The following is a 24,386-nucleotide window of genomic DNA, read 5'->3' as shown; positions in this document are numbered from 1 at the left end:
TGGTTTTTCCTCAGAACAACAGCTAACAGCTATAAGCTATTGGCTGACAGCTAAAAACGTATGTTTAGTAAATTCATTCGTAGGCCAGTATTTGCCATTGTTATATCGATTGTCATCCTGCTCATGGGCGGGCTGGCCATCCTGCAGCTGCCTACGTCGCAGTTTCCGGAGATTTCGCCGCCGCTGGTGATGGTGAGCGCCTCCTACCCCGGCGCCAGCGCCAAGGTGCTTACCGAGTCGGTGCTGATACCGCTGGAGCAGGCCGTGAACGGCGTGCCGGGCATGAAGTACATGACCTCCGACGCCGTGAGCGCCGGCGAAGCCAACATCCAGATTGTATTTAACCTGGGCACCAACCCCGACCAGGCCGTAGTGAACGTGAACACCCGCATTGCGCAGGTGCTCAACCGCTTGCCGCTGCTGGTGCAGCGCGAGGGCGTGATTGTGAACCGCGTGGTGCCCAACATGCTCATGTATGTGAACTTGTACTCCAAGGACAAGAACACCGACATGAAGTACCTGTTCAACTTCGCCGGCGTGAACATGATACCCGAGTTGCAGCGCCTCAACGGCATCGGGCGGGCCAGCATTCTGGGCAGCCGGCAGTACGCCATGCGCGTGTGGCTCAAGCCCGACCGCATGCGGGCCTACAACATCTCGGTGGATGACGTGATGAAGGCCCTGGAAGAGCAGAGCGTGATTGGCTCGCCCGGCCGCATTGGCCGCTCCGACGGCAAGCAGGCGCAGTCGCTGGAGTACGTGCTCAGCTACCAGGGCCGCTTCAACGACGTGGAGCAGTACAAGAACGTGATTCTGAAGGCCAACGCCAACGGCGAAAGCCTGCACCTGCGCGACGTGGCCAACGTGGAGCCTGGGCTCGGAGTACTACGACATCTACTCCAACCTGAACCAGTACCCGTCGGCGGCCATCGTGCTGAAGCAGACCTACGGCTCGAATGCTTCGGACGTAATTAAAGAGGTGAAGTCCAAGCTGGAAGAGCTGAAGAAAACCAGCTTCCCGCCCGGCATGGACTACAAAATCACCTACGACGTGTCGAACTTCCTCGACGCCTCGATTGAGAACGTAATCCACACCCTGCGCGACGCCTTTATTCTGGTGGCGCTGGTGGTGTTCCTGTTCCTGGGCGACTGGCGCTCCACGCTGATTCCGGCGCTGGCCGTGCCGGTGTCGCTGGTGGGCTCGTTCGTGGCCATGCAGGCCTTTGGGCTCACCATCAACATGATTACGCTGTTTGCGCTGGTGCTTTCCATCGGCATCGTGGTCGACAACGCCATTGTGGTGATTGAGGCCGTGCACGCCAAGATGGAAGAGAAGCACATGTCGCCCTACAACGCGGTGCGGGAAGTGGTGGGCGAAATCAGCGGGGCCATCATTGCCATTACCATCATGATGACGGCCGTGTTCATCCCGGTGTCGTTCATGAGCGGCCCGGTGGGCATTTTCTACCGGCAGTTCTCTATCACCATGGCCACGGCCATCGTGATTTCGGGCCTCGTGGCCCTCACGCTGACGCCGGTGCTCTGCGCCATGATTCTGAAGAACAACCACGGTCAGCCCAAGAAGAAAACGCCCATGCAGCGCTTCTTCGACTGGTTCAACCGCAGCTTCGAGAAGCTCACCAACGCCTATGTGGGCCTGCTGGAGCGGATTGTGGCCAACCGGATTATCACCTTCGTGATGCTGATTGCCTTCGGGCTGGGCATCTGGGCGATTACGGCCAAGCTGCCGGCCGGCTTTATTCCGAGCGAAGACCAGGGCCTGATTTACGCCATTGTGCAGACGCCGCCCGGCACCACGCTGGAGCAGACGAACGCCGTATCGAAGCGCCTGCGCGACCTGGCCAAGGACGTGCCCGGCATCGCCAACATCTCCACCCTGGCCGGCTACGAGGTGCTCACCGAAGGCCGCGGCTCGAACGCCGGCACCTGCTTGATTGACCTGAAGCCGTGGTCGGAGCGCAAGGAGTCCATTGCCGAGATTGTGGAGAACCTGGAAAAGAAGGCCCACGAGATTCCCGGCGCGACCATCGAATTCTTCGAGCCGCCGGCAGTGCCGGGCTACGGCGCGGCGGGTGGTTTTCAGCTTCAATTACTGGACAAAACCAACTCCGGCGACTACAAAGCCCTGGAAAAGGTGAACAACGAATTCATCGCCAAGCTGAAAAAGCGCAAGGAGCTGACCGGCGTGTTCACCTTCTTCTCGGCCAACTACCCGCAGTACGAGCTCAAGATTGACAACGAGCCTGGCCATGCAGAAAGGCGTGAGCATCGGCAACGCCATGAACACGCTCTCCGTGATGGTGGGCTCGACCTACGAGCCTGGGCTTCATCAAGTACCAGCGCTTCTTCAAGGTGTTTGTGCAGGCCTCGCCGGAGTACCGCAAGCTGCCCGAGGACGTGCTGAACATGTGGGCCAAAAACGACAAGGGCGAGATGGTGCCGTTCTCGGCCTTCATGAAAATCGTGAAGACCCAGGGTGCCAACGAAATCAACCGCTACAACATGTACACCACCGGCTCCATCCGGGGCGGGGCAGCGGCGGGCTACAGCAGCGGCGAGGCCATCAAAGCGGTGCAGGAAGTGGCCCAGGACCTGCCCCACGGCTACGGCATCGACTGGGGCGGCCTCTCGAAAGACGAAGTAAGCCGCGGCAACGAGTCGACCGTTATTTTCCTGGTGGTGCTCGTGTTCGTGTACCTGGTGCTGGCGGCGCAGTACGAAAGCTTCCTGCTGCCGCTGGCGGTAATCTTCTCCCTGGTGGCGGGGGTATTCGGGTCGTTCCTGTTCATCAAGATGTTTGGCCTGGCCAACGACATATATGCGCAGGTGGGCCTGGTAATGCTCGTCGGGTTGTTGGGTAAAAACGCCGTGCTGATTGTGGAATTCGCGGCCCTGAAGCACGAAGAAGGCATGACGGTGCGCGAAGCGGCCATCGAAGGCGCCCGGGTGCGATTCCGCCCGATTCTGATGACGTCGTTCGCCTTTATCGCCGGCCTGATTCCGCTGGTGGTGGCCACCGGCGCGGGGGCCATCGGCAACCGCACCATTGGCAGCTCAGCCCTGGGCGGCATGCTGTTCGGCACCGTGTTCGGCGTCATCATCATCCCCGGCCTGTACTACTTCTTCGGCACCCTGGCCGGCAGCAAAAAGCTGATTCGGGACGAAAACGAGTCGCCCATTTTTGAAGGGGTTGAGCCGCGTGTATTAATCGAAGAAACAGAGGATTATGCTTAAGAAACGCCTTTATCAATGCCTGGGCGCCGCCGGCCTGGCGCTGGCCGTGGGCGCCTGCAAAACGCCCGAGCCTGGTGGTGAAAAACGAGAGCCGCAACACGCCGGCCCGCTACTCCACCGCCACTGCCGCCGCCCCGGACAGCGCCAACATCGCGCGCGTCCAGTGGAAGCAGTTTTTCACCGACCCCAACCTGCAAGCGCTGATAGCCACGGCCCTGCAAAACAACCAGGAGCTCAACATCACCCTCCAGGAAATCGAGATTGCCCGCAACGAAGTGCGCGCCCGCAGCGGCGAGTACCTACCCTTCGTGGGCCTGGGCGGCCGGGCCGACGTGGCGAAAGTAGGCCGCTACACGCTGCAGGGCGCCACCGAAGAGAAGGTCAACATCCAGGAAGACCGCCGCACGCCCGACCCGCTCACCAACTTTCAGCTGGGCGCGTTTGCCACCTGGGAGGTCGACATCTGGCACAAGCTGCGCAATGCCAAGAAGGCCGCCGCCCTGCGGTACCTGGCCTCGGTGGAGGGCAAAAACTTCATGACGACCAACCTGATTTCCGAGCTGGCAAACTCGTATTACGAGCTGCTGGCGCTGGATAATCAGCTGGCCATCGTGAAGCAGAACATCGGCATCCAGAGCAACGCGCTGGAGCTGGTGCGCCAGCAAAAGGAAGCGGCCCGCACCACCGAGCTGGCCGTGAAGCGCTTTGAGGCTCAGGTGCAGCACACCAAAAGCCTACAGTTCAAGCTGCAGCAGCGCATCGTCGAGACCGAAAACAAGATTAACTACCTGGCCGGCCGCTACCCGCAGCCGGTGGCCCGCAACGACGAGTCCTTCAACGACTTGGTGCCCACGGTTATCAGCGCCGGCATGCCCACGCAGCTCCTCACCAACCGCCCCGACATCCGGCAGGCCGAGCAACAGCTGGTAGCCGCCAAGTTGGACGTGCAGGTAGCCCGGGCCAACTTTTATCCCTCGCTCCGCCTTTCGGCCGCCGTGGGCATGGCCGCGTTCACGCCCGGCCTGCTGCTCTCCACGCCCGAGTCGATGCTGTACTCGCTGGGCGGCGACTTGGTGGCGCCCTTGTTTAATCGGAACGGCATCAAGGCCACGTACTACAGCGCCAACGCCCAGCAAACCCAGGCGGTGTACAAATACGAAAAGACCGTGCTCAACGCCTACGTCGAGGTAACCAATCAGCTCTCGAACATCAGCAACCTGCAAAAAAGCTACGATGCCAAAGCCAAGGAAGTAGCCGCGCTCAACCAATCGGTTGACATCTCCAACAGCCTCTTCCGCTCGGCCCGGGCCGAGTACACCGAAGTCCTCTTCACCCAGCGCGAAGCTCTGGAATCGAAGTTTGACCTCATTGAAACCAAAATGCAGCAGCTCAATGCTACGGTAGATGTGTACCGCGCCCTGGGTGGCGGCTGGAATTGAGCCGTTTCGTAAGCTGAGGAAGCTGTTCAGCACCACTTACCGCTGAACGCCAAGAGCACCGCTACTGTGCCAGTAATTAGGTTTACTGGCGCGGGAGCGGTGCTTTGCGGCGTTGGGAATGGGCGGTGCTCGTTGGGCTCCTCTTGCCCTGGAGCGAGTTTAGCGGAGCAGACGGGCTAATTCCTGATGCAGTGCCGCGCCCCGTAGGTCTTTGGCCACAATGCGTCCTTGGGGGTCGAGCAACAGCGTGGCCGGAATCGCCTTGAGTTGATACAGTTGCCCCGTCGGGCCTTGGATGCCTTTTTCGTCTCGGACCTGCGTCCAGGGCAGGGCGTCTTGCGCGACCGCCTGCTGCCACGCGGCCGCGTGTTCGTCGACGGACACACTGAGCACGGTGAAGCCGGGGCCGCGGTCGTGGTAGCGTTGGTACGCCGCCTGCACATTCGGATTCTCGGCTCGGCAGGGCGTGCACCACGATGCCCAAAAATCCATCAACACGTAGTGCCCCCGCAGGCTCCGCAGGGCCGTGGGCTGGCCGGTGCCGTCGGGCAACGTAAAATCGGGGGCCAGCGCGCCCACGTTGAGCGCCGGAGCGGGGTGGCGCAGCGCTTGCAGGCGTGGCAGGTACGGCGAATCCGGTTGCTCCTGCGCGAAGCGGGTGGTCAGCGAATCCAGCAACGACCGGGCGCTGGGGTGCAAGCGCAGGTAATAATACGCCAGGTAGGGCGCCACGTAGGTGTCCGGGTAGCGGCGGAGCAGGTTCGAGAAGTCGCGCAGTCCCTTGTCCCCGGCGGCGGCCGGGAAATTACGAAGCAGAAACCAGGCGCTAAAGACTTGCAGGGTCACGACTTCGTCCGTGCCACCCGGCCGCAACAGGTATTCGGGGTTCTCTGGCGAATGCACGCGCGGAAGCACTACTTCCACCGTTATCCGCTCGTTTCGGTTGGCCAAGGGGACGCGTTGGAAGACGGTGTTTTGGTCCACCCGTAGCAAGTAAATGTCGGGCGCGGGGACTTGTCCCCGCAAGAGGAAGCGGCCGCTGGCATCGGCCTGCGCCGACTGAAGGACGGGGTGCTGGAAGCGGTTGACCCGGGAATCGGGTACCTCGGCAGCGAGTAGGTGGATGGTCTTTCCGGCCAGCCGGGCATCGTGGCCGCTGATTTCGTAGCCTGTTGACGGTTGCGCTGGGCTGGTAAAGGCAACCAGCAAAGCGAGGGCCGTTAAGTAGATGTAGCGGAGCGACATTATGGCGAAGTGGCTAGTAATATTGCAATGTATTATTAATTAGCCACAAGAAAAACTGCTAAATGGTACCCTTGCACTGGCGCGAGTGTAGCGAAGCATAACTCGTGACCAGTTTAAACGTGGAGGCTGCGCCTCCGCTGCCACCCAAGCGGCAAGCCGGTACCGGGCCAGCAACGTCGTTCCGATGCGAGGCGCAGCCTCGCCCGAACAAGAGACACGAGTTACGCTTCGCTATACTCGCGCCAGAGAAGCAGGCCCTCCTATCGTCTTATGCATGGTCAGTTGAGCCACTGCGAGCAGCCACCAAGTCCCCGGGCTGTACTCGCAGCTTGGGAGTGCCTAATGAGCTAATGGGCATTGTCAGTTATTAGTAACTATCCTGAAAACCTTATTATCGGCTCTGGCAATATAAATCTCAATATCACCAGAACCCCCAAAGGAGGTATGGTACAGGTACATATACGTATCGGGCTCTTGACCTTCAAAGTAGGAGTTTTGCGTCCGATAGGGACGGCCCATTACGGCAGTTACCTGCTCAGCGCTCATCCCGTTGCGGAGGGTCCTCACCTTCTGCTCATTGTTCCGGGCACGTAGCTCGAAGTTGAGAAAAAGGCCCAGTAGCACGACACCGGCTACCAAACCTACCCTTAGCAAGATTTTCATGAGCCGTCCGAGGATGTTGGTTGATGAACATAGAACTGCATAGCTACGTCAGGAGGCACTATGGTATCTGGCTTCCTAGCAGTTGCGTCGTTCAGAAACGGCTTTTTTATGTTGCATAATAATCCGTTTTTATTCAGAAAACCAGTAGTTGTTTGAACTCCTCACGGCATAACTTCTAGCCCCGCGCCAGCACCAGCGCCACCCGGCTGGGAATGTACAGGGTGAGTTGATGCTCGAAGGTCTCGTACTCGAAGCTCTCATCGGTCCGGTCGAAGCCGCCGAACCGGGCACTGTCCGACGACAGCACCACGCGGTACTTGCCTTCCTCCGTTACCCAGAAGCGGTAGTTGGGCAGGCTTTTCTCGACGTGGAGGTTCACGATAAACACCAGGCCGTCGCGCTCGAAGGCCAGCACCTTGTTTTCCTCGTCGTGCTTAAGCAGCGTGGCGGGGCCGGCGCCCAGCACGTGGTACTTGCGGGCCATGTGCACCATGGCTTTATCGAAAGCGCCGAGCCTGGTGGTATTTCAGGTCGGGGTTGTCGGCGAGGCTCCACTGGCGGCGGGCGAAGTGGTAGCTCCAGTTGTTGCCTTCGCGGGGGAAGTCGACCCATTCGGGGTGCCCAAACTCGTTGCCGATGAAGGTGAGGTAGGCCTCCCCTCCTACTGCGAGCGTGAGCAGCCGGATAATTTTGTGCAACGCCACCGCCCGGGCCGCACCGGGGTCGGGGTCGCTGGCCTGCATATGCGTGTATATGCCCGCATCAAACAGCCAGTGGGACAGTGTTTTGTCGCCTACCAGGGCCTGGTCGTGGCTTTCGGCGTAAGCCACCGTTTTCTCGCCGGCGCGGCGGTTGGTGAGCGTGTGCCAGAGGTCGCCGAGCTGCCAGTGCTCGTCGTGCGTGTGCTTGAGCAGCTTTATCCAGAAGTCGGGGATGCCCATGGCCAGGCGGTAGTCGAAGCCCACGCCGCCTTCCACGATGGGGCGGCACAGGCCGGGCAGGCCGCTCATGTCTTCGGCAATCAGCAGGCTGTCTTTCTTGAAGCCGTGGGCCAGCGTGGTGGCCAACTGCAGGTACAGGATGGCGTCCTCGTCGGCCCCGGGGCCGAAGTAGTTGTCGTAGCCCACGAAGGCCACGCCCTCGCCGTGGTGGTGGTAGAGCATGCTCGTCACGCCATCGAAGCGGAAGCCGTCGAAGTGGTATTCCTCGAGCCAGAAGCGCAGGTTGCTGAGCAGGAACCGCTGCACTTCGGGCCGGCCATAGTCGAACAGCTTGCTGTCCCAGCCGGGGTGGTTGCCGCGGTCGCCGCGGTGGAAGTACAGGTTGCCGGAGCCGTCGAAATTGGCCAGGCCCTCGGCCTCGTTTTTCACGGCGTGCGAATGCACGATGTCGAGCAGCACGGCAATGCCGCGCCGGTGCGCCTCGTTGATGAGAAACTTCAGGTCTTCGGGCGTGCCGAAGCGCGAGCTGGCGGCAAACAAATTGGCCACGTGGTAGCCGAAGGAGCCGTAGTACGGGTGCTCCATCACGGCCATCAGCTGCACGGTGTTGTAGCCGCCGGCCTCGATGCGGGGCAGAATGTTCTCGGCAAATTCGCGGTAGGTGCCCACCCGGCCTTCCTCGGTGGCCATGCCCACGTGGGCTTCGTAGATAAACGGCTCGCGCACGGCCGCAGCGGTGTCGAACTGCTGGTCGGTCCAGGCAAACGGGGTTTCGGGCTGCCAGAGTTGAGCGGCAAAGTCCTTGGTTTGCTCGTCCTGCACGGCGCGGCGCAGCGTGGGGGGCAGCCGGTCTTTGCCACCGCCGGCCGTCACGACGTGCACCTTGTACAGGCTGCCGTGGGTGAGGCGGCTGCGGTACTCGGCATCGGGCAGCAGCACCTCCCACACGCCAAATTCCAGGCGCCGGAGCGGGGTGGCCTGCCGGTCCCAGTTGTTGAAATCGCCAATCAAATACAGCGCCTCGGCGCCGGGGGCCCACTCGCGGTACACATAGCCGCCACGCTCGGCGTCGTAGTTCAGCCCCGCTGCTGGTGCACGGTGGCGTACTCCTCCAGCGAGCCGTGGTACTTCTCAATTTCGGCCAGGCGCGCCTGCAGCCGGGCCTGGCGCCGCAGCAGCACCGGCTCGAAGGGTTCCAGCCAGGGGTCGTTTTTGACGAGGGTCAGCGAGGCCTGGCGAGGAGCTTCGGGCGCGGCGGGGGCGGTAGGTTTAGACTTGGCCATGGGACGGAAGGTTTGGGCCAAAAGTAACGCGCCAAAAGGGTCGGTCCAGCATCGGCGGCGTCTCGCGGTCAATTTCCTTTCACCCAGCCGGTAGTTTAACTCAACCGTAGCAATCAGCCCAATCCTGCCGTTTATTTGCTCAATGAAGCATACCCGTTTTTGGACCCTTCCGCTGGCATTGCTGCTGGCTTGCTCGGCCGAGCGTCCGGTTACGTCCACCTCGCGAGCGTTTGAGAGCTCGCTGGCCACGCCTATTCCCAAAGCGGCCGCGCCCCGCCTGGCCAACTACGCCATGGTAGTGTCGGCTCACCCCGAGGCCTCAAAAATCGGCACCCTGATACTGCAGCGCGGCGGCAACGCCTACGACGCAGCCGTGGCCGTGCAGTTTGCCCTGGCCGTGGTGCTGCCCGTGGCTGGCAACATCGGCGGCGGCGGCTTCCTGCTGTACCGCGACCGCAACGGCTCGGCCGGCAGCCTCGACTTCCGCGAAACGGCCCCCGCCGGCGCCACCCGCGACATGTACCTCGACAAGCAGGGCAACGTGGTGGAAGGCCTGAGCGTGGCCGGCCCGCTGGCCGTGGGCACGCCCGGCACCGTGGCCGGCATGGCCACGCTGCACAAGCAGCTGTGCAAGCTCTCGTGGCCTTCGCTGGTGCAGCCCGCCGTGGCGCTAGCGGCCAAGGGCTTTCCGCTCACGCTCAAAGAAGCGGCCGGGCTCAACCGTACCCGGGCCGAGTTCCTCAAGTACAACCCCGGCAGCACGCCGGCCTACCTGCGCCCCGGCGGCGGCGACTGGCAGGCCGGCGACACCCTGCGCCTGCCCGACCTGGCCCGCACCCTGGCCCGCGTGCGCGACCAGGGCCGCGCCGGCTTCTACCGCGGCGAAACCGCCCGCCTGCTGCTGGCCGAAATGAAGCGCAGCGGCGGCCTGGTGAGCCAAAAGGACCTTGACGCCTACCAGCCCAAGTGGCGCGAGCCCTGCGCGGCCGCTACCGCGAGTACGACGTCATCACGATGCCGCCGCCCAGCAGCGGCGGCGTGGCCCTGCTGCAAATGCTGCAGATGCTCGAACCCATCGACCTGGCCCAGGCCGGCTACCACACGCCCCTGGCCGTGCACTACGTGACCGAGGCCGAGCGCCGGGCCTACGCCGACCGCGCCACCTACCTCGGCGACCCCGATTTCGGGCACGTGCCGGTGCAGAAGCTGCTTGACGTGGACTACAACCGCCAGCGTGCCGCCACCATGCGCACCCACGGCCGGGCCACGCCCAGCAGCGAAGTGACCGCCGGCAAAGGCCTACCCGGCTACGAAAGCGCCGAAACCACCCACTACAGCATCGTGGACGCCTTCGGCAATGCCGTGAGCTGCACCACCACCCTCAACGGGGCCTACGGCAGCAAGGTGGTGGTGCCCGGCGCCGGCTTTCTGCTCAACAATGAGATGGACGACTTCAGCGCCAAGCCCGGCGTGCCCAACGCCTACGGCCTGGTGGGCGGCACCGCCAACGCCATTGCCCCCGGCAAGCGCATGCTCAGTAGCATGACCCCCACCATCCTCACACACAACGGCAAGCTGGCCCTGGTGGTGGGCTCGCCGGGTGGCAGCACCATCATCACCAGCGTATTGCAAACCATTCTGGGCATCGTTGATTACGGCTTCAACGCCCAGCAGGCCGTGACGGCGCCGCGCCTGCACCACCAGTGGTTGCCCGATGTCATCGACGTAGAAGCCGGCGCCCTCGTGCCGGTGGCTCAGGACACCCTCCGGGCCCGCGGCTACAAGCTCAACCCGCGCCTGCCCTGGGGCCGCCTCGACATCATCCATGTACGGCCCGACGGTAAGCTGGAAGGCGGCGCCGACCCGCGCGGCGATGATACCGCGATTGGGTATTAAACCCGTGTATGGTAATTAAGGCAGTAGCATTTCTGGCAAATTGCAACTCTTTAAAACAGGAAAAGATGGAAGACCACCAACAGGAAACGACCAATACCGCTTCACCTACCGGCGCCACCCCGAAGGTGACCGGCATTGGAGGGATATTCTTTTTTCAGACAGCCCGCAGGAAACGAGGGAGTGGTACGCCAAGAATTTAGGACTTGAAGTCAATGATTGGGGTTCGACTTTTGAATCAAGAAACGCCGACCGACCCGACGAGATAAATTCCCTTCAATGGAGTCCTTTCAAAACAGGAAGCGACTATTTCGCCCCTTCCCAAAAGGAGTTCATGGTTAACTACCGGGTTCAGAATATCGAAGGACTCGTAGCCAAACTCCAAGAAAACGGCGTGACCATCCTGGACAGCATTGCGAATTCCGACTATGGAAAATTTGTCCACATCATGGACGCCGACGGCAACAAGCTTGAACTGTGGGAACCCAGTTAACCGGCCAAATCAAGTTTCAAACCCGCGCTAAGTGCCCGAAACCGCAAAAAGCAGAAAGTCCCGCCAAGCAATGCGCTCGGCGGGACCTTCTGCTTTTTGATTTTTATCCGTTCGTTAGCGAACTACTGGAGCGTTAGCTACGAGGCGCAGGTTGCCGGCGGCGGCAATCAGCTTCTGGCTGATTTCGCGGGCTTTGTCGCCGTTGCCGCTGAAGTTATGCACCGACAGGGCCGACTGGGCCGTCATTTCGCCCAGGTTCTGGAAGGCCTCGGCCATGCCGGCGGCGTTGTTGCTGTCGATGTGGCCGCGAAGGGTTTCCAGCTCTGTTACGATGGGGCGCAGCGCGGGCTCGTTGGTGGAGCGCAGGTGCTGAATCCAGTTATCAATCTGGTTGTAGCCCGCGGCCGGGTCCATCTGGAAGCCGCTGCCGATGGCCGCGAAAATGGTTTGGATGCTGGATTCTACTTCGGAAATAAAGCTCATGGGAGGAATGGAGGGAGATGAAAATTCGGCCCATTCGCGCCGCGCTCCCACTTTGTGGGGTCGCAAAGCCAGGCTTGCAGGCACGAAGGTACGCAGGCGGGCAGGCAAAAAGCCAATTACTGCCAGCCCTCATTGCCTGGCGGCGCCGGGCAGAGTTGAGCTGATTTCAGCCAGAAAAGGCGGCCAACGCGAAAGTCGGCCGCCTTTTTTAATTGCTGCGGGCAAATGGCTGAACGTTGAGCTTAGCTCAACTCGTGCAGCTGGCTTGCCCCCTTCAAACTGGAGACTGCTAGGCGGCTACCGTGGTGCTGGCGGCCTGCAGGGCTTCGCCCAGCCGGCGCAGCTTGCTGCTCATTTCCTCGTCGACGCCGGTTTCGGTGGCCGCTTTTGTGGTGAGCAGACCCAAGCGGTTGAGCGCGTGGCTGATGTTGGCCACGTCGCCCTGGGCTATGTATTTTTTCAGGTCGGTCATCTCCTGGAGCATGGCGCCCTGGGCGCCGGCACCGGTGCCGTCGAGCAGGCGCATCCAGCTATCGAGCTGGCTGGCAGCGGGTGCGGCGGTCAAATCGCCTTTCACGGCGTTGATGGCATCGTCGAGGGATTGGCCTGCGGAGGCCGGGTTGAATCTGGACATAGGAAAGTAGTTGGGTGGAAAGAACCCTTGACTTTACTGCCCCGAAACCCGAAAGGTTGGGCTACCCGCGCAGCTGCACCGCGGCCGAGCTCAGGGCCTGGCCCAACTGGCGCAGCTTGTCCTGGGCATCGGGCGTGGCCTTGGCCGCGGCCCTGGTGGTTTGCTCGCCCAAGGTGCTCAGGCTGCTGGCCAGCGCGCTGGGGTCGCGGGTGCCGCCGTCTTCCAGCGCATCGTGCAGGGTTTGCAGCTCGGCGCTGATGTCGGCAAACTGCGGGGAGCCGCGCAGGGTCCTAATCCAACCCGAAATGTCGGCGCCCGCCAAATCGGCCGCGTTGGTCAGGCCGCTTTCCAGCGCGTTGAGCGTCAGGTCGAGCTGGCTGTTGCCCTGTCTTCCTTGTGATTGAGGATTCTTCATGAGCTTGAGGCTTGGCGATGGAGAACAATGCTTTACCAACGCGTTTGCCGGGGGCTTGTTAAGAATATGTCCCTCTAATTTCAACTCTTGTTATATAATCATCAATAATTCAAATACTTGCGCCGCGGTTAAAGTAGCAGATATTATTAACAAGAAGGGCTCCGGCAAATGCCGGAGCCCTTCTTGTTTTTTACGGAGCATTGGAAACGGCTCGGGTTCAGCTCAACTAGCTTTTCTTGCCAGCTGCCTTCTTCACCGGCGCTTTGGCCGGGGCCTTGCTGGTTTTCTTGGCCGTCATGGGGAAGCCGCGCTCCTTCATCAGAGCGTCGATTTTGGGGTCGCGGCCGCGGAATTTGCGGTAGGCTTCGGCGGGGTCCACGGTGTTGCCCACCGAGAAAATGTACTTGGTCAGGCGCTGGCCCACGGCCTTGTCGTAAGGGCCGCCGGCTTCGGTGAAGGCGCTGAAGGCATCGGCCGCCAGCACCACCGACCACAGGTAGCTGTAGTAGCCGGCCGAGTAGCCGTCGGAGGAGAAGACGTGCGAGAATTGCGGCGTGCGGTGGCGCATCACAATCTCATGAGGCATGCCGAGTTGAGCCAGGGTTTCGCGCTCAAACTTGTCGGGGTCAATCTTCTGGGCGCCAGCCAGGTGCAGCTTCATGTCGATAAGGGCGCTGGCCAGGAATTCGGTGGTTTCGAAGCCCTGGTTGAAGGTCGAAGCATTCTCGATGCGGTCGACCAGGGCCTGCGGAATGGGCTTGCCGGTTTCGTAGTGCAGCGCAAATCGCTGGAGCACCTGCGGCGTGGGCAGCCAGTTTTCGAGCAGCTGCGAGGGAAATTCCACGTAGTCGCGCACCACGCTCGTGCCCGAGAGCGACGGGTACGTGACGTTGGACGACAGCCCGTGCAGGGCGTGGCCAAACTCGTGAAACAACGTGGTGGCGTCGGTCCAGGAAATGAGTACAGGCTGGCCCTCCTTGCCCTTCACGAAGTTGGAGTTGTTGGACACAATGGTCGTGACGGGCTTGCCGTCCATGCGCTGCTGGTTGCGGTAGGCATTCATCCAGGCGCCGGAGCGCTTGCCCTGGCGGGCGTAGGGGTCAAAGTACCAGAGGCCCACGTGCTGGCCGGTGGTTTTGTCCTTCACTTCCCACACCTTCACGTCGGGGTGGTACACGGGCACGTTGGTCACGGGCGTGAAGTTGAAATTAAACAGTTCGCCGGCCACCCAGAACATGCCCTCGCGCATCTTGTCGAGCCTGCAGGTACTGCTTCACCTCGTTTTGGTCGAGGTCGTAGCGGGCCTTGCGCACTTTCTCGGCGTAGTAGCGGTAGTCCCAGGGCTCAATTTTGAAATCGGCCGCGGCGCCTTCTTTCTTGGCCAGGGCCTGCATGTCGGCCACTTCTTCTTTTACGCGGGCCACGGCGGGCGTCCACACTTGCTCCATCAGGGCCATGGCCGCTTCGGGCGTTTTGGCCATGGTGTTGTCGAGGCGCCAGTGGGCGTGGGTTTTGTAGCCCAGCAGCTTGGCCCGCTCGGCGCGCAGCTGCAGGATTTCGGTGATGGTGGCGTTGTTGTCGTGCGTGCCGCCGTTGTCGCCGCGGTTGTAGAACATGCGCCAGGCCTTCTCGCGCAGCTTGCGCTGGTCGGAATAAGTCAGGAAGGGCTCAATGCTGGAGCGGGTGTTGGTGATAACGCCGGCCGCCGTGAGCTTGCAGGCGGTGGCGGTGTTAGCCGCGTCGTCGCGCAGCGACGCCGGCAGGCCCGCCAAATCGGCGGGGGTTTTCAGCACCAGCACCGAGTCGGTTTCGTCGGCCAGCACGTTCTGGCTGAACTTGGTAAAAAGACCCGCCAGCTGCTGGTTGATGGCCGACAGGCGCGTTTTGGCGGTGGCGTCGAGCTTGGCGCCGGCCCGCACAAAGTTGTTGTAGTACACCCAGGCCAGGCGCTGCTGCTCGGGCGTGAGCTTCTTTTTGTCGGGCGAATTGTACACCGCCTCGATGCGGCGAAACAGCGGTGCGTTCTGGTTAATCTGGTCGGAGAAAGCCGCTAGGCGCGGCGCCATTTCGCGCTGAATGGCCTGCACCTCGGGGCCGCTCAGCGTGCCCGACCAGATGCCGTACACGGTCTGCACCTCGTCGAGCCGCTGCCCGGCCCGCTCGAGGGTGCCAATGGTGTTGTCGAAGGTGGCGGTCTGCTTGTTGCCGGCAATGGCGTCGATTTCGCGCAGGTTTTCGGCCATGGCGGCCTCCAGCGCGGGCTTGAAGTGCTCCACTTTTACCTTGTCGAAGGCCGGCACGCCGCCGTAGGGCCCGGCCCAGGGAGCCAGCAGCGGATTGCCGGCCGCCGAGGCCGTCGCGGGAGTGCCCGCACCCGAAGTCGTTTGGGCAAGGCTGGGCGTGGTCGTCATAAAAGCAGCAAGGCTAAGGGTGAGAAAAGCAGTGGCCAGACTGGTTTTGCCAGGAGAATTCGGGTGGGTCATGCGCAAGGGCTGAGCGTGGGAAGGATAATCAGATATCGGGCAAAGAACCAGATAAAGTTCCTTTCTTACGGTTGGGCCAAATTTCCTTGTTTGGAAAAAGGCATAATTTATTCTGAAGTACCTCAGGCTACATTAAGCGACGGGATGCCCCATGGAATGACTTGCTGCCCACTTTAAGGCCATCTTACTAATAGCCAAATGCACCAAACCAAATGACCATGCTGAATAGGCCGTCATGCTGAGCGGAGTCGAAGCATCTCGCGTGTGGTAGTAACTCAATCGATTGGATTAGTTGAACCACGCGAGATGCTTCGACTCCGCTCAGCATAACGGCCTATTTTATCTAAACAGGCAGCTTTGCAGTAAATGGCTTCAGGGCTTAAGCTCACTCTGGCCTTCCTTATCCTCGCTGCTGGCGGTCAGTTCCTGCACGTTGGGGTGATGGTAATTGACCACGATAACCGAAAACGGGTGGGGCTCGCCTTCGCGCTTTTCGATGCGGATGGCGCCGGCATCACGCAGCCGGTTGAGCAGGTCGCGGCGCTCGTAGTCGGGCAGCTCGGGCATTTCGTCGGCGAGCAGGCGCATGAACGGGCCCAGCCACAGCTCGCGCACCCGCCGCTGCTGCTTGGCCTCCAGCTTCAGAAACTCGGCCAGAATACAGGCCAGGGTTTGGCGCTCGACATCGCTGACCAGGGGCGCACCGGAGCAAAGTCGGGCACTTCGTCGGGAATGCGGGGGCGGGCCGGGCCGCTACTGGCACAATAGGCCGGATGGTTCCGGCCGCGGGCACGGCGGCTCCGGCGGCGTCCCGGGCTCCTTCGGGCATGGCACCGGCGCGGGCGGCCAGCCCCGCGGCCATGCCTCCCGGCAGGCCCTGCTCGCGCAGGCGGCGGCTTTCTTCCAGGGTGCGCTGGCGGTCGGCCCTTCGCTTTTCGAGGTGCTCTACCCGGCCGTCGGGCAGCAGCTCGCGGGCGTCGATAAAATGGTCGGCGCCGATGTTCTGGAGCAGGTCGCCGGATACCGACTCGCGGAAGCCGGCCACCAGCACCTGCCGGGCCTGGCGGCGCAGGTGCTGCAGCAGCGGGATGTAGTCGCGGTCGCCGGCCACGAGCACAAACGTCCCGATGTCGGGCCGCGTGTACATCACCTCCAGCGCATCGATGCAGAGCTGCATATCGGCGGCGTTTTTGTGGTTAGTGCCCAGCACGTTGCGGGTGCTCACGCCCATGAGGTACAGGGCGCCCTGTGGGGCGGTGGCCAGCCGCTCGAAGTCGGCGTACGCGTAGCAAATGAGCGAATCGAGGCCTTTTTGCTCAACTGCTCGCGGAGCGTGCCCACAATGTCGAGCACGTAGTCGTTGAGCTCGGGAGGGTCGTGGAAGTGGCTTTTGAGGAAGTAATAGATGTTTTCGAAGTCGATGAAAACAGCAGCGTAGGGCGAAGGGATGACTTTGTGGGACATAGCGCAACAACAAAAAATCAGAAGAAGCCGGTCCACCCGGAGCAGGCCGACCGACACCAGAAGTTACGGTCCATCCTGCATCGGAGGCCACGGCCGTAACTTGCCTTCTTCCTACTTTCCTGCATTTATTGAGCTGAAAACGTCGTTTTCACTGCTTGCTTCCAGTTTTTTGGTTTCTATCCCATGTTCAGCCTGCAGCCATTCGACACCGCCCGCCTTCACTTCCGCCCGTTGCGCGAGGATGATGCGGCCGGCATGTTTGAGCTGGACTCGGACCCCGCCGTGCACCTCTACCTCGACGGCATTGGCGGGCAACGCGCGACCGAGCCAGCCCAAAGCCTGGAAACCATCCGCTACGTGCAGGCCCAGTACGCGGCCAGCGGCCTCGGGCGGTGGGCGGTGGTGCTGCGGGCCACGGGGAGTTTATGGGTTGGGCGGGGCTGAAGCTGGTGGCCGGCCCGGTGAATGGCCACCGCGACTTTTACGACCTGGGCTACCGCTTCATCCCGCGGTTCTGGGGCCAGGGCTACGGCTACGAAGCGGCCCAGGCCTGGCTCAATTTCGGCTTCGAGACCATGCGCCTGCCCCGCATCTGCGGCTATGCCGACGTGAACAACGCCGGCTCGCGCCGCATCCTGGAGAAGATTGGCTTGCAGCCGGGGAACACATTCGAAGAAGGTGGCACCTGCTGTGCGTGGTACGAGGCCAGCAACCCGCACCTGGCGCAGCCTGCCGTTTAGTAATCGGAATTGTTTGTTGAATTAACCTCGGCACAAAAAGAGCGTCATGAAAAGAACGTCATGCTGAGCGCAGCCGAAGCATCTCGCGTGCAGTCACTCATTACGATTGGTTTACTACCACACGCGAGATGCTTCGGCAAGCTCAGCATGACGTTCCTTATTTTTTGTTTAGGAACAAGTCTATCAGGCAAAAATTAGCGCATGCCCCCTTTATTGGGCTGACTCTTGAACTGATGTTTTTTCGCCTCACCTTTGGGCGCTGCACCCGCTGGTAATTTGCCAGGCAGGGCGGCGGCTCCCTGCCGCAGCGGGCGGAAAACCGGCGAAAACAGCAGCTGCACGCCGGTGACCCAGCCCACGGCGCAGGCCCAGCCCGCCAGCACATCGGAGGGGTAATGCACGCCCAGGTACATGCGCGCCCACCCCACGCTGAGCGCAAACAACGGCCCCAGCGTCCAGCCCAGCCGGTGCGGGCGGTACTCCCAGAGCAGGAAGCTCACCGCCGCGGCCACGGCCGCCGTGTCCATGGCGTGCCCGCTGGGGAAGCTGTAGGTGAAGGCCGGCTTGATGCTGGCCCAGAGCTCGGGGCGGGGGCGCGCAAAAAGCGGCTTGAGCAGCTGCGTGAGCAGCATGGAGCCGCCCACCGACAGCACGAACACCCAGGCGTGGGTGAGGTGACGCCGCCACAGCAACCCGACCGTAATCAATAGCGCCAGCCCTATCATGGGCACGGTATCGCCCACATCGGCAAGGGCAATGGCCAGCTTATCAAGCGCCGGAGAGGCGTGCTGGCCCAGAAACAGCAGAAACCTTCTGTCGCCCACGAAGCCGCCCGTTTCCCAAACCCTCTTGGCCAGCACGCCATAAATGACCCAGGGCAGCACCAGACTCGCCAGCAGCACCAGCAGCGCCTTGTGGTGCCCCGCCAGAAACCTCCGAAGCTTCAGCCAATTTGCAGCAACAGACATAGCACCAGCCTAACGATGTGACAAACAACCGCAAGTATTCTCGTACGGGTGGCGTCGGCCGGCGTTAAGGTTTCTGGCTCAACTTCCTGTGGCCCCGGCTACTGACGTCGGACAGCCCAATTGGGGCTTGTTTTCGCCTCTAATCAGGCTCTTTAGAGACTATCCGAATAGGTCGTCATGCTGAGCGCAGCCGAAGCATCTCTACCGCAGCAGTAAATCCTGTTGCTTGGGATTACTACCCCACGCGAGATGCTTCGAAAAGCGGACGCCAGATGAGCATGACGTTTCATTCTATGGTCTATTTGGATAGGCTCTATGTATGGCGCAGCCCACCTGGCACTGGTTTTCCCGTAAGTTGCGGCATGATTTCTTCCTTGCTTTTCCGCCTAAAATGGGCCCTGGCTGTGCCGTTGCTGGCTTTGGGCGCTTGCCAGTCCGGCAGCAACTCTTCCACTGAAACGGAGACACAAGCCGCCGCAGGCGCGGCGCCCCCTGCAGCGGCGTTCACCGTGAAGCACCCGGCGTGGGCTAGTACGGCCACCATATACCAGGTCAATGTGCGGCAGTTCTCGCCCGAAGGGACCTTTCGGGCCGTGGAGCCGCACTTGCCGCGCCTGCAGAAAATGGGCGTGGGCATTCTGTGGCTCATGCCCATCAACCCCATCGGCGTGAGCCACCGCAAGGGCACGCTGGGCAGCGCCTACTCCGTGCGCGACTACCGCGCCGTAAACCCCGACCTGGGCACCCTGGCCGACCTGCAGCACCTGGTGAAGGAAGCCCACCGCCTGGGCATGCACGTCATCCTCGATTGGGTGGCCAACCACAGCAGCCTGGGACAACGCCCTCACCACAGAGCACCCGGACTGGTACACCCGCGACAGCCTGGGCCATTTCCGCCCGCCCGTGGCCGACTGGCAGGACGTCATCGACCTCGACTATACCAAGCCCGCCCTACGCCAGTACATGACCGAAAGCATGGCCTATTGGGTTAAAAACGCCGACATCGACGGCTTCCGGGCCGACGTGGCCGGCCTCGTGCCTACCGAATTCTGGAACCACACGCGCCAGGAGCTGGAGAAGATAAAGCCGGTATTCATGCTGGCCGAATGGGACGAACTGTTCCCGCCCACCTTCCTCAAGAAGAGTGAGTTCGACCCCAATACGCGCCTGCTCGAAAAAGCTTTCGACGCCACCTACGCCCTGCGCCTGCATGGCCTGCTCGACAGCCTGGGCCAGGGTCTTACCCGGCAGGGCCAAAAGTCCACGACGGAGCTGGCGCGGTACCTCGCCGCCGAGCGCCGGATGTACCCGCCCGGCGTAAACCTGATGACTTTCACCAGCACCCACGACATCAACGCCTGGGACGGCAGCGAGTACGAGCGGCTGGGCGCCAACGCCCAGCCCATGGCCGTGCTCACGGCCCTGTGGCCCGGCATCCCGATGCTCTACAACGGGCAGGAGGCGGCCCTGAAAAAGCGGCTGCGCTTTTTCGACAAAGACACCATTCCGTGGAACGGCTACCCGCTGCAGCGCTTCTACACCACGCTGCTGCAGCTCAAGAAGCGGCACCCGGCCCTGTGGAACTTCGATGCCGAAAGTCAGTTTCGCCTCCTGCCCAGCCCCGCCCAAACGGTGGCATTCGAGCGGCGGGAAGGCGACGACGTCGTTATCGTGGCCGTTAATCTGAGCGCTAAACCGCAGCAAGTGCAATTGCCTCAGCCCACAAGCGCAACCCCGGCGGTCGTGCTTGACGTATTCAGCCAGCGCCCCGCTCCTACCGGTCCCGTGCCCCTGGCAGCCCACGGCTGGCGGGTGCTGGCCACCCAATAGACGAGCCGGGGAAGTTCACCTTCTGCTCGTACCCATGCTCTTTCTGGCCGAAACCGTTACGCCTTTTGACTGGCAGCGCTTGTGGTGGCCCGGCGAAAACTCCCCGCTTTACGCCGTAGAAGTCCTTTTCCGGTGCGTGGTGACGTACCTCATGCTGCTGCTGGCCTTGCGCATCACGGGGCGCCGCAGCGTGAAGCAGCTTTCCCTTTTGAGCTGAGCATCGTGATTGGGCTGGGCTCGATTGCGGGCGACACCATGTTTACCCCGAAGTGCCGCTCAGCCACGCTGTCATCGTGTTTGGGGTGGTGATGGGGCTGTACTGGCTGTTCAACTACCTCACCGAAATCTCGCCCAAGTTCAGCGACTGGATGGAGGGCAAAGACGTGCTGCTGCTGCACCAGGGCCGGTTGCACTGGGCTAATTTTCACGCCCAAAACCTCACCCACAAGGAGCTGTTTGGGGAATTGCGCCAGCAGCAGGTCGAGCACCTGGGCCAGCTCAAGGCCGTGTACAGCGAAGCCACCGGCGAGCCTGAGCTTGTTTTTCTACGAAGACGCCGACGTGCGGCCCGGCCTGTCCATCCTCCCCAGGAGCTGGCCCGAGCCAGCGAAACCATTGCCACGGCGGGTCTCCACGCCTGCGTAAACTGCGGCCACGTGCTGGACGCGCAGCCCGCGCCCGCCCTGGCCTGCCCCACCTGCCGCGAAGGCCACTGGCTGCCCGCGTGCACGGCCCGGCGGGTTACTTAGCGCCTATTCGAAAAAATACCATCCCCACAAAAAGGCCGTCATGCTGAGCCTGCCGAAGCATCTCGCCCGCGCCTCTTGTCATGCTGAGCCTGCGAAGCATCTTCTCACGTTGGCACGGAATCGTTGTGGCACAACAAGATGCTTCGCAGGCGGACGCTAGATGAGCATGACAGACGATTGGAATAGTACCGAGTGAGGGAAATATGCTTCGACAAGCTCAGCATGACGGCATTTTTTGTGGGGGTATTTCTCGAACAGGCACTTAGCTCAATTTTTGGGCCGGGTCATCTTACCGCCTGCCCCGGCTTTTCCGAACATCGGGCTGGTTTTTGGGGTATTGCTATTCTTCATCAAGCCCCTTTATATGCCGCTGCTTCTGGGCCTGCACCACGTTGCCCTTATTTGTTCCGATTACGCTGCTTCGAAGCGCTTTTACACCGAAGTCCTGGGGCTGGAAGTGCTGGCCGAAACCTACCGCCCCGAACGAGACTCCTACAAGCTGGACCTGGCCGTGAACGGCCACTACCTGATTGAGCTGTTTTCCTTTCCCAGCCCGCCCCCGCGCCCAAGCTGGCCCGAGGCGGCTGGCCTACGCCACCTCGCCTTCGCAGTGACCGACGTAGCCGCCGCCATCCGGCACCTCGAGCAGCACGCGGTGGCCTGCGAGCCCATCAGAACCGACGAGCTGACCGGCCGCCGCTTCACCTTTTTCAGCGACCCCGACGGGCTGCCGCTGGAATTCTACGAAGCCTAAGCCCGTCTTTTTTACTTTCGAACCTTCAATTCCAATTAGCGATGCAAACCCGTCAACTCGGCCGCTCAGGCCTCCAAATCTCGCCCCTGATGCTGGGCGGCAACGTCTTCGGCTGGACCGTCGACGAAGCCACATCCTTCGCCGTGCTCGACGCCTTTGTGGCGGGCGGCGGCAACGCCATCGACACCGCCGACGGCTACTCGGTGTGGGTGCCCGGCCACGTGGGCGGCGAATCCGAAATCATCATCGGCAAGTGGCTCAGGCAGCGCGGCCGCCGCGACGACGTCGTGATTGCCACCAAAGTGGGCTGGGAAGTGAACACCGAAAACAAGGGCCTGGCCAAAAACTACATTCTGCGGGCCGTGGAAGGCTCGCTCAAGCGCCTCGGCACCGATTACATCGACCTGTACCAGTCGCACAAAGACGACCCCACCGTGCCCGTGGAGGAAACCCTGGAAGCTTATGCCCAACTCGTAAAAGAGGGCAAGGTGCGCACCATCGGCGCCTCCAACTTCACGGCTGAGCGCCTGCGCGAGTCGCTGGCAGCCAGCCAGCAGCACGGCTACCCGCGCTACGAAACCCTGCAAAACCTCTACAACCTCTACGACCGGGAAGATTTCGAGAAAAACCTGGTGCCGGTGCTGCTGGAGGAAAACATCAGCGCCATCCCCTACTACGGGCTGGCCGCGGGCTTCCTCACCGGCAAGTACCGCACCGAGGCCGACTTGCAGAAAAGCCCCGCGGCGGCGGCGTGGGCCAGAAGTACCTCAACGAAAAAGGCCTGGGCATCCTCACCGCCCTCGACGCTGTGGCCGGCCGCCAGCAGGCCACGCCCGCCCAGGTAGCCCTGGCCTGGCTGATGCAGGCCCCGAGCGTGGCCGCCCCCATTGCCAGCGCCACCAGCGTAGCTCAAGTCACGGAGCTGCTCAAAGCCACTGAGCTGCAGCTGACAGCCGAGGATTTGCAGACGCTGCAGCAGGCGCAGCCCGTAAAGGCGTAGGCAATCTGCCTCTTAAGCAAAGAGCCACTTTGCTGGTACTGAACGCCGTGCGCCTCTTTCTTCGGAGACACCTGGCGTTCAGTACCAGCAAAGTGGCTTTATTAAAGCACGGCAGTACCTGGCAACAATGCGGTTGCAGTTGGGCTATTTGGCGCTTACCACCGTGGGGTCCTTGGCCTTGGCATCGACCTGGGTGTTTTGGCCGGCCGTGAGCAGCCAGCGGCCCTGCTGCTTCACCATCACCAGGGTCACGATGTTCTGGTTGTCGCCCCACTTGTTGGTGCCCCGGTTCACGCCGTCGGGTGGGTAGAAGGCGCCCACGTGGTAGGTGGCGTTCACCACGGCCACCTCGGGCGTTACGGCCCTGATAACCACGGGGCCGGGCGTAAAGGCGACGCCTTTGAACAGGTTATCGAAAATGGCCTGGTGAGCGGCCTGCACCTGGGCCCGGCCGCGCCACCACATGCCCACGATGTTCACCCAGCTCACGTCGGGAGTGGTGTAGGTGGCCATGTCCTGGAAGTGGTGGTCGGTATAATTGGCATTCATGCGGTCAATTACTTTCCGGATGGCGTCATCGTCGTCGGCGGAGATTTTGGGGCCGGAGGCCGGGGCCTTGGCCAGCGTCTGGTGGGCGGCCAGCAGGCCGACCAGGGCAAAAAACAAGGTTTTCATGGGCATTGGTTTGGGGGTTTAAGTACCCTGCAAACCTAGCCGTGCCGCCTACCGGGCAGGTAGTAAAAATCCGACATTTACAGCCCTACCCCAATTTAGCCAGCACCTGGGTATGAGCCTCTTCCGCCGCTAGCAACAAGGGCGGCGTCACGTGGGCAAAGGCTTTGAAATCGCGCACCAGGTGGCGGTAATCGAAGTATCCCACGCGGGTGGCCACGTCCAGCCAGTCGAGCCCGGGCCGGCGCTCCTTGAGCCGGAAAGCGCGGTCGAAGCGCACGATGCGGGCGTACAGCTTGGGCGACATGCCCACCCGCTCCCGAAAGTTGCGCTCGAACTGCCGGGGGCTGAGGCAGGCCGCGGCCGCCTGCTGGTCGACGGTGGGCAGCAAAGCGCCCGCTACCAGCTGCGGCAGCAGGGCATCGATGGGCCGGGCCGGATGGCGCAGGGCCCGCAGGCGCCGCAGCAAGTAGGCTTCTACCACGTCCAGCATGGCCGCGTATTCGATGGTTTCGCTTAGCCGCGCGTCCAGCTCATCGATTTCCGGGCCCAGCAGGGCGCGGCTTTCGGCGGCAAAGTCGAACAGCTCCTGCACGGGCACGCCCAGCAGCCGGTGCAGCCCGCCGGGCCAAAACGCTACGCACAGCACCAGGTGGTCGGGCGAAAAACGGAGGTCGACCCGCGACACCTGCGGCCCCACGATGATGCTGCGCGGCGAGCGAATGTCGCGCCCCTGACCGTAATGATACGTCCACACTTCGTCGCGCGGGTAGAAGTAGAGGCAGTGCTGCGGGGCCGGCGGCATGGGCTTCACCGCCCGCTCGGGAGCGACGGCGTAGCGGGTGTGCACCAGCATATAGTGCTGCACAAAGGGCCGAAGCGGCGGGGCGGGCGGCTGAAAGTGTACTACCAACGGACGGCAAATCAGGAAGGGCTGAATATACCAATTATCCCTTGATTGCCCTACTCGCCAGCTGGTTGA

At 61.9% G+C, this 24,386-nt stretch carries 22 protein-coding genes and 5 pseudogenes; 11 read left to right on the top strand and 16 right to left on the bottom strand.

Annotated features, from left to right (window positions below):
• Nucleotides 1-60 precede the first annotated feature (60 nt).
• Both ACFQT0_RS12290 and ACFQT0_RS12285 read left to right on the top strand, forming a co-directional pair.
• Nucleotides 61-3,255: pseudogene (locus tag ACFQT0_RS12290) on the top strand (efflux RND transporter permease subunit).
• Nucleotides 3,248-4,694, top strand: a pseudogene (locus tag ACFQT0_RS12285) (TolC family protein). Before ACFQT0_RS12290 ends, ACFQT0_RS12285 begins: the two co-directional pseudogenes overlap by 8 nt.
• 159 nt (nucleotides 4,695-4,853) lie before the next feature.
• Here ACFQT0_RS12285 and ACFQT0_RS12280 read toward each other — a convergent pair.
• The 5 genes from ACFQT0_RS12280 to ACFQT0_RS12260 form a co-directional block, all read right to left on the bottom strand.
• A complete protein-coding gene (locus tag ACFQT0_RS12280; protein ID WP_380203107.1) occupies nucleotides 4,854-5,939 on the bottom strand; it encodes a TlpA family protein disulfide reductase in 1,086 nt (361 codons plus the stop codon).
• A gap of 360 nt (nucleotides 5,940-6,299) precedes the next feature.
• Nucleotides 6,300-6,602 carry an outer membrane protein assembly factor BamE domain-containing protein gene (bamE, locus tag ACFQT0_RS12275; protein ID WP_380203105.1) on the bottom strand — a complete coding sequence of 101 codons (303 nt, stop codon included), beginning with the start codon at nucleotides 6,600-6,602 and terminating at the stop codon, nucleotides 6,300-6,302.
• A gap of 175 nt (nucleotides 6,603-6,777) precedes the next feature.
• Nucleotides 6,778-7,095 carry an alpha amylase C-terminal domain-containing protein gene (locus ACFQT0_RS12270; protein WP_380203103.1) on the bottom strand — a complete coding sequence of 106 codons (318 nt, stop codon included), beginning with the start codon at nucleotides 7,093-7,095 and terminating at the stop codon, nucleotides 6,778-6,780.
• 4 nt (nucleotides 7,096-7,099) lie between these two features.
• Nucleotides 7,100-8,593: an alpha-amylase family glycosyl hydrolase gene (locus ACFQT0_RS12265; protein ID WP_380203101.1), complete on the bottom strand. Its 1,494-nt coding sequence runs from the start codon at nucleotides 8,591-8,593 to the stop codon at nucleotides 7,100-7,102.
• Nucleotides 8,594-8,619: 26 nt separating this feature from the next.
• Entirely contained in the window at nucleotides 8,620-8,826 is a 207-nt protein-coding gene (locus ACFQT0_RS12260) for a hypothetical protein (protein WP_380203099.1), read from the bottom strand.
• A 142-nt stretch (nucleotides 8,827-8,968) separates the two neighbouring features.
• Here ACFQT0_RS12260 and ggt point away from each other — a divergent pair.
• Nucleotides 8,969-10,722: pseudogene (gene ggt, locus ACFQT0_RS12255) on the top strand (gamma-glutamyltransferase).
• A 40-nt stretch (nucleotides 10,723-10,762) separates the two neighbouring features.
• Complete coding sequence (locus ACFQT0_RS12250; RefSeq protein ID WP_380203097.1) at nucleotides 10,763-11,212, top strand: VOC family protein; 450 nt, start codon at nucleotides 10,763-10,765, stop codon at nucleotides 11,210-11,212.
• 114 nt (nucleotides 11,213-11,326) lie between these two features.
• Here the strand turns inward: ACFQT0_RS12250 and ACFQT0_RS12245 are convergent, their stop codons facing one another.
• The 8 genes from ACFQT0_RS12245 to ACFQT0_RS12210 all read right to left on the bottom strand — a co-directional run bounded on the left by ACFQT0_RS12245 (nucleotide 11,327) and on the right by ACFQT0_RS12210 (nucleotide 16,691).
• Entirely contained in the window at nucleotides 11,327-11,695 is a 369-nt protein-coding gene (locus ACFQT0_RS12245; protein WP_380203094.1) for a hypothetical protein, read from the bottom strand.
• Between the two features lie 289 nt (nucleotides 11,696-11,984).
• On the bottom strand, nucleotides 11,985-12,329 hold the full coding sequence (locus ACFQT0_RS12240) for a hypothetical protein (protein WP_380203092.1): 345 nt from the start codon (nucleotides 12,327-12,329) through the stop codon (nucleotides 11,985-11,987).
• Nucleotides 12,330-12,390: 61 nt separating this feature from the next.
• Nucleotides 12,391-12,744 carry a hypothetical protein gene (locus ACFQT0_RS12235; RefSeq protein ID WP_380203090.1) on the bottom strand — a complete coding sequence of 118 codons (354 nt, stop codon included), beginning with the start codon at nucleotides 12,742-12,744 and terminating at the stop codon, nucleotides 12,391-12,393.
• Between the two features lie 226 nt (nucleotides 12,745-12,970).
• Nucleotides 12,971-13,993, bottom strand: coding sequence for a M3 family metallopeptidase (locus ACFQT0_RS12230; protein WP_380203088.1), 1,023 nt, complete (start codon nucleotides 13,991-13,993; stop codon nucleotides 12,971-12,973).
• Nucleotides 13,953-15,155 (bottom strand): M3 family metallopeptidase, encoded by a 1,203-nt coding sequence (locus tag ACFQT0_RS12225; protein WP_380203086.1) that lies wholly within the window; start codon nucleotides 15,153-15,155, stop codon nucleotides 13,953-13,955. The genes ACFQT0_RS12230 and ACFQT0_RS12225 overlap by 41 nt, the downstream gene beginning before the upstream one ends.
• 444 nt (nucleotides 15,156-15,599) lie before the next feature.
• A complete protein-coding gene (locus ACFQT0_RS12220) occupies nucleotides 15,600-15,794 on the bottom strand; it encodes a hypothetical protein (protein WP_380203084.1) in 195 nt (64 codons plus the stop codon).
• Entirely contained in the window at nucleotides 15,742-16,467 is a 726-nt protein-coding gene (locus ACFQT0_RS12215; RefSeq protein ID WP_380205998.1) for an NYN domain-containing protein, read from the bottom strand. Before ACFQT0_RS12215 ends, ACFQT0_RS12220 begins: the two co-directional genes overlap by 53 nt.
• Nucleotides 16,449-16,691, bottom strand: a complete 243-nt coding sequence (locus ACFQT0_RS12210) for a hypothetical protein (protein WP_380206163.1) — start codon at nucleotides 16,689-16,691, stop codon at nucleotides 16,449-16,451. The genes ACFQT0_RS12215 and ACFQT0_RS12210 overlap by 19 nt, the downstream gene beginning before the upstream one ends.
• A 183-nt stretch (nucleotides 16,692-16,874) precedes the next feature.
• On the opposite strand from ACFQT0_RS12210, the pseudogene ACFQT0_RS12205 reads away from it, so the two are divergent.
• Nucleotides 16,875-17,431: pseudogene (locus ACFQT0_RS12205) on the top strand (GNAT family N-acetyltransferase).
• A gap of 194 nt (nucleotides 17,432-17,625) precedes the next feature.
• On the opposite strand, the gene ACFQT0_RS12200 reads toward ACFQT0_RS12205, so the two are convergent.
• The gene (locus ACFQT0_RS12200) at nucleotides 17,626-18,333 is read right to left on the bottom strand and encodes a phosphatase PAP2 family protein (protein ID WP_380203082.1); all 708 of its coding nucleotides are present in this window, start codon (nucleotides 18,331-18,333) and stop codon (nucleotides 17,626-17,628) included.
• A gap of 428 nt (nucleotides 18,334-18,761) precedes the next feature.
• Here ACFQT0_RS12200 and ACFQT0_RS12195 point away from each other — a divergent pair, with 428 nt between their 5' ends.
• The 6 genes and pseudogenes from ACFQT0_RS12195 (at nucleotide 18,762) to ACFQT0_RS12170 (ending at nucleotide 22,732) form a co-directional block, all read left to right on the top strand.
• Nucleotides 18,762-19,391: an alpha-amylase family glycosyl hydrolase gene (locus ACFQT0_RS12195; RefSeq protein WP_380203080.1), complete on the top strand. Its 630-nt coding sequence runs from the start codon at nucleotides 18,762-18,764 to the stop codon at nucleotides 19,389-19,391.
• The gene (locus tag ACFQT0_RS12190) at nucleotides 19,303-20,229 is read left to right on the top strand and encodes an alpha-amylase family glycosyl hydrolase (protein WP_380203078.1); all 927 of its coding nucleotides are present in this window, start codon (nucleotides 19,303-19,305) and stop codon (nucleotides 20,227-20,229) included. Before ACFQT0_RS12195 ends, ACFQT0_RS12190 begins: the two co-directional genes overlap by 89 nt.
• 34 nt (nucleotides 20,230-20,263) lie before the next feature.
• The gene (locus ACFQT0_RS12185; protein ID WP_380203075.1) at nucleotides 20,264-20,446 is read left to right on the top strand and encodes a hypothetical protein; all 183 of its coding nucleotides are present in this window, start codon (nucleotides 20,264-20,266) and stop codon (nucleotides 20,444-20,446) included.
• A 52-nt stretch (nucleotides 20,447-20,498) separates the two neighbouring features.
• Nucleotides 20,499-20,978: a YetF domain-containing protein gene (locus ACFQT0_RS12180; protein WP_380203073.1), complete on the top strand. Its 480-nt coding sequence runs from the start codon at nucleotides 20,499-20,501 to the stop codon at nucleotides 20,976-20,978.
• 364 nt (nucleotides 20,979-21,342) lie between these two features.
• Entirely contained in the window at nucleotides 21,343-21,732 is a 390-nt protein-coding gene (gene gloA2 / locus ACFQT0_RS12175) for an SMU1112c/YaeR family gloxylase I-like metalloprotein (RefSeq protein WP_380203071.1), read from the top strand.
• A gap of 41 nt (nucleotides 21,733-21,773) precedes the next feature.
• Nucleotides 21,774-22,732 (top strand): annotated as a pseudogene (locus ACFQT0_RS12170) (aldo/keto reductase).
• A 144-nt stretch (nucleotides 22,733-22,876) separates the two neighbouring features.
• On the opposite strand, the gene ACFQT0_RS12165 reads toward ACFQT0_RS12170, so the two are convergent.
• Both ACFQT0_RS12165 and ACFQT0_RS12160 read right to left on the bottom strand, forming a co-directional pair.
• The gene (locus ACFQT0_RS12165; protein WP_380203069.1) at nucleotides 22,877-23,413 is read right to left on the bottom strand and encodes an SgcJ/EcaC family oxidoreductase; all 537 of its coding nucleotides are present in this window, start codon (nucleotides 23,411-23,413) and stop codon (nucleotides 22,877-22,879) included.
• 79 nt (nucleotides 23,414-23,492) lie between these two features.
• A complete protein-coding gene (locus ACFQT0_RS12160) occupies nucleotides 23,493-24,317 on the bottom strand; it encodes an AraC family transcriptional regulator (RefSeq protein WP_380203067.1) in 825 nt (274 codons plus the stop codon).
• Between the last annotated feature and the right edge of the window lie 69 nt (nucleotides 24,318-24,386).

It is taken from the genome of Hymenobacter humi, assembly GCF_042665855.1.
Taxonomy (GTDB): Bacteria; Bacteroidota; Bacteroidia; order Cytophagales; family Hymenobacteraceae; genus Hymenobacter; species Hymenobacter humi.
Note: the sequence above shows the minus strand (reverse complement) of the source record. Positions and strands in the feature narration are given on the sequence as shown.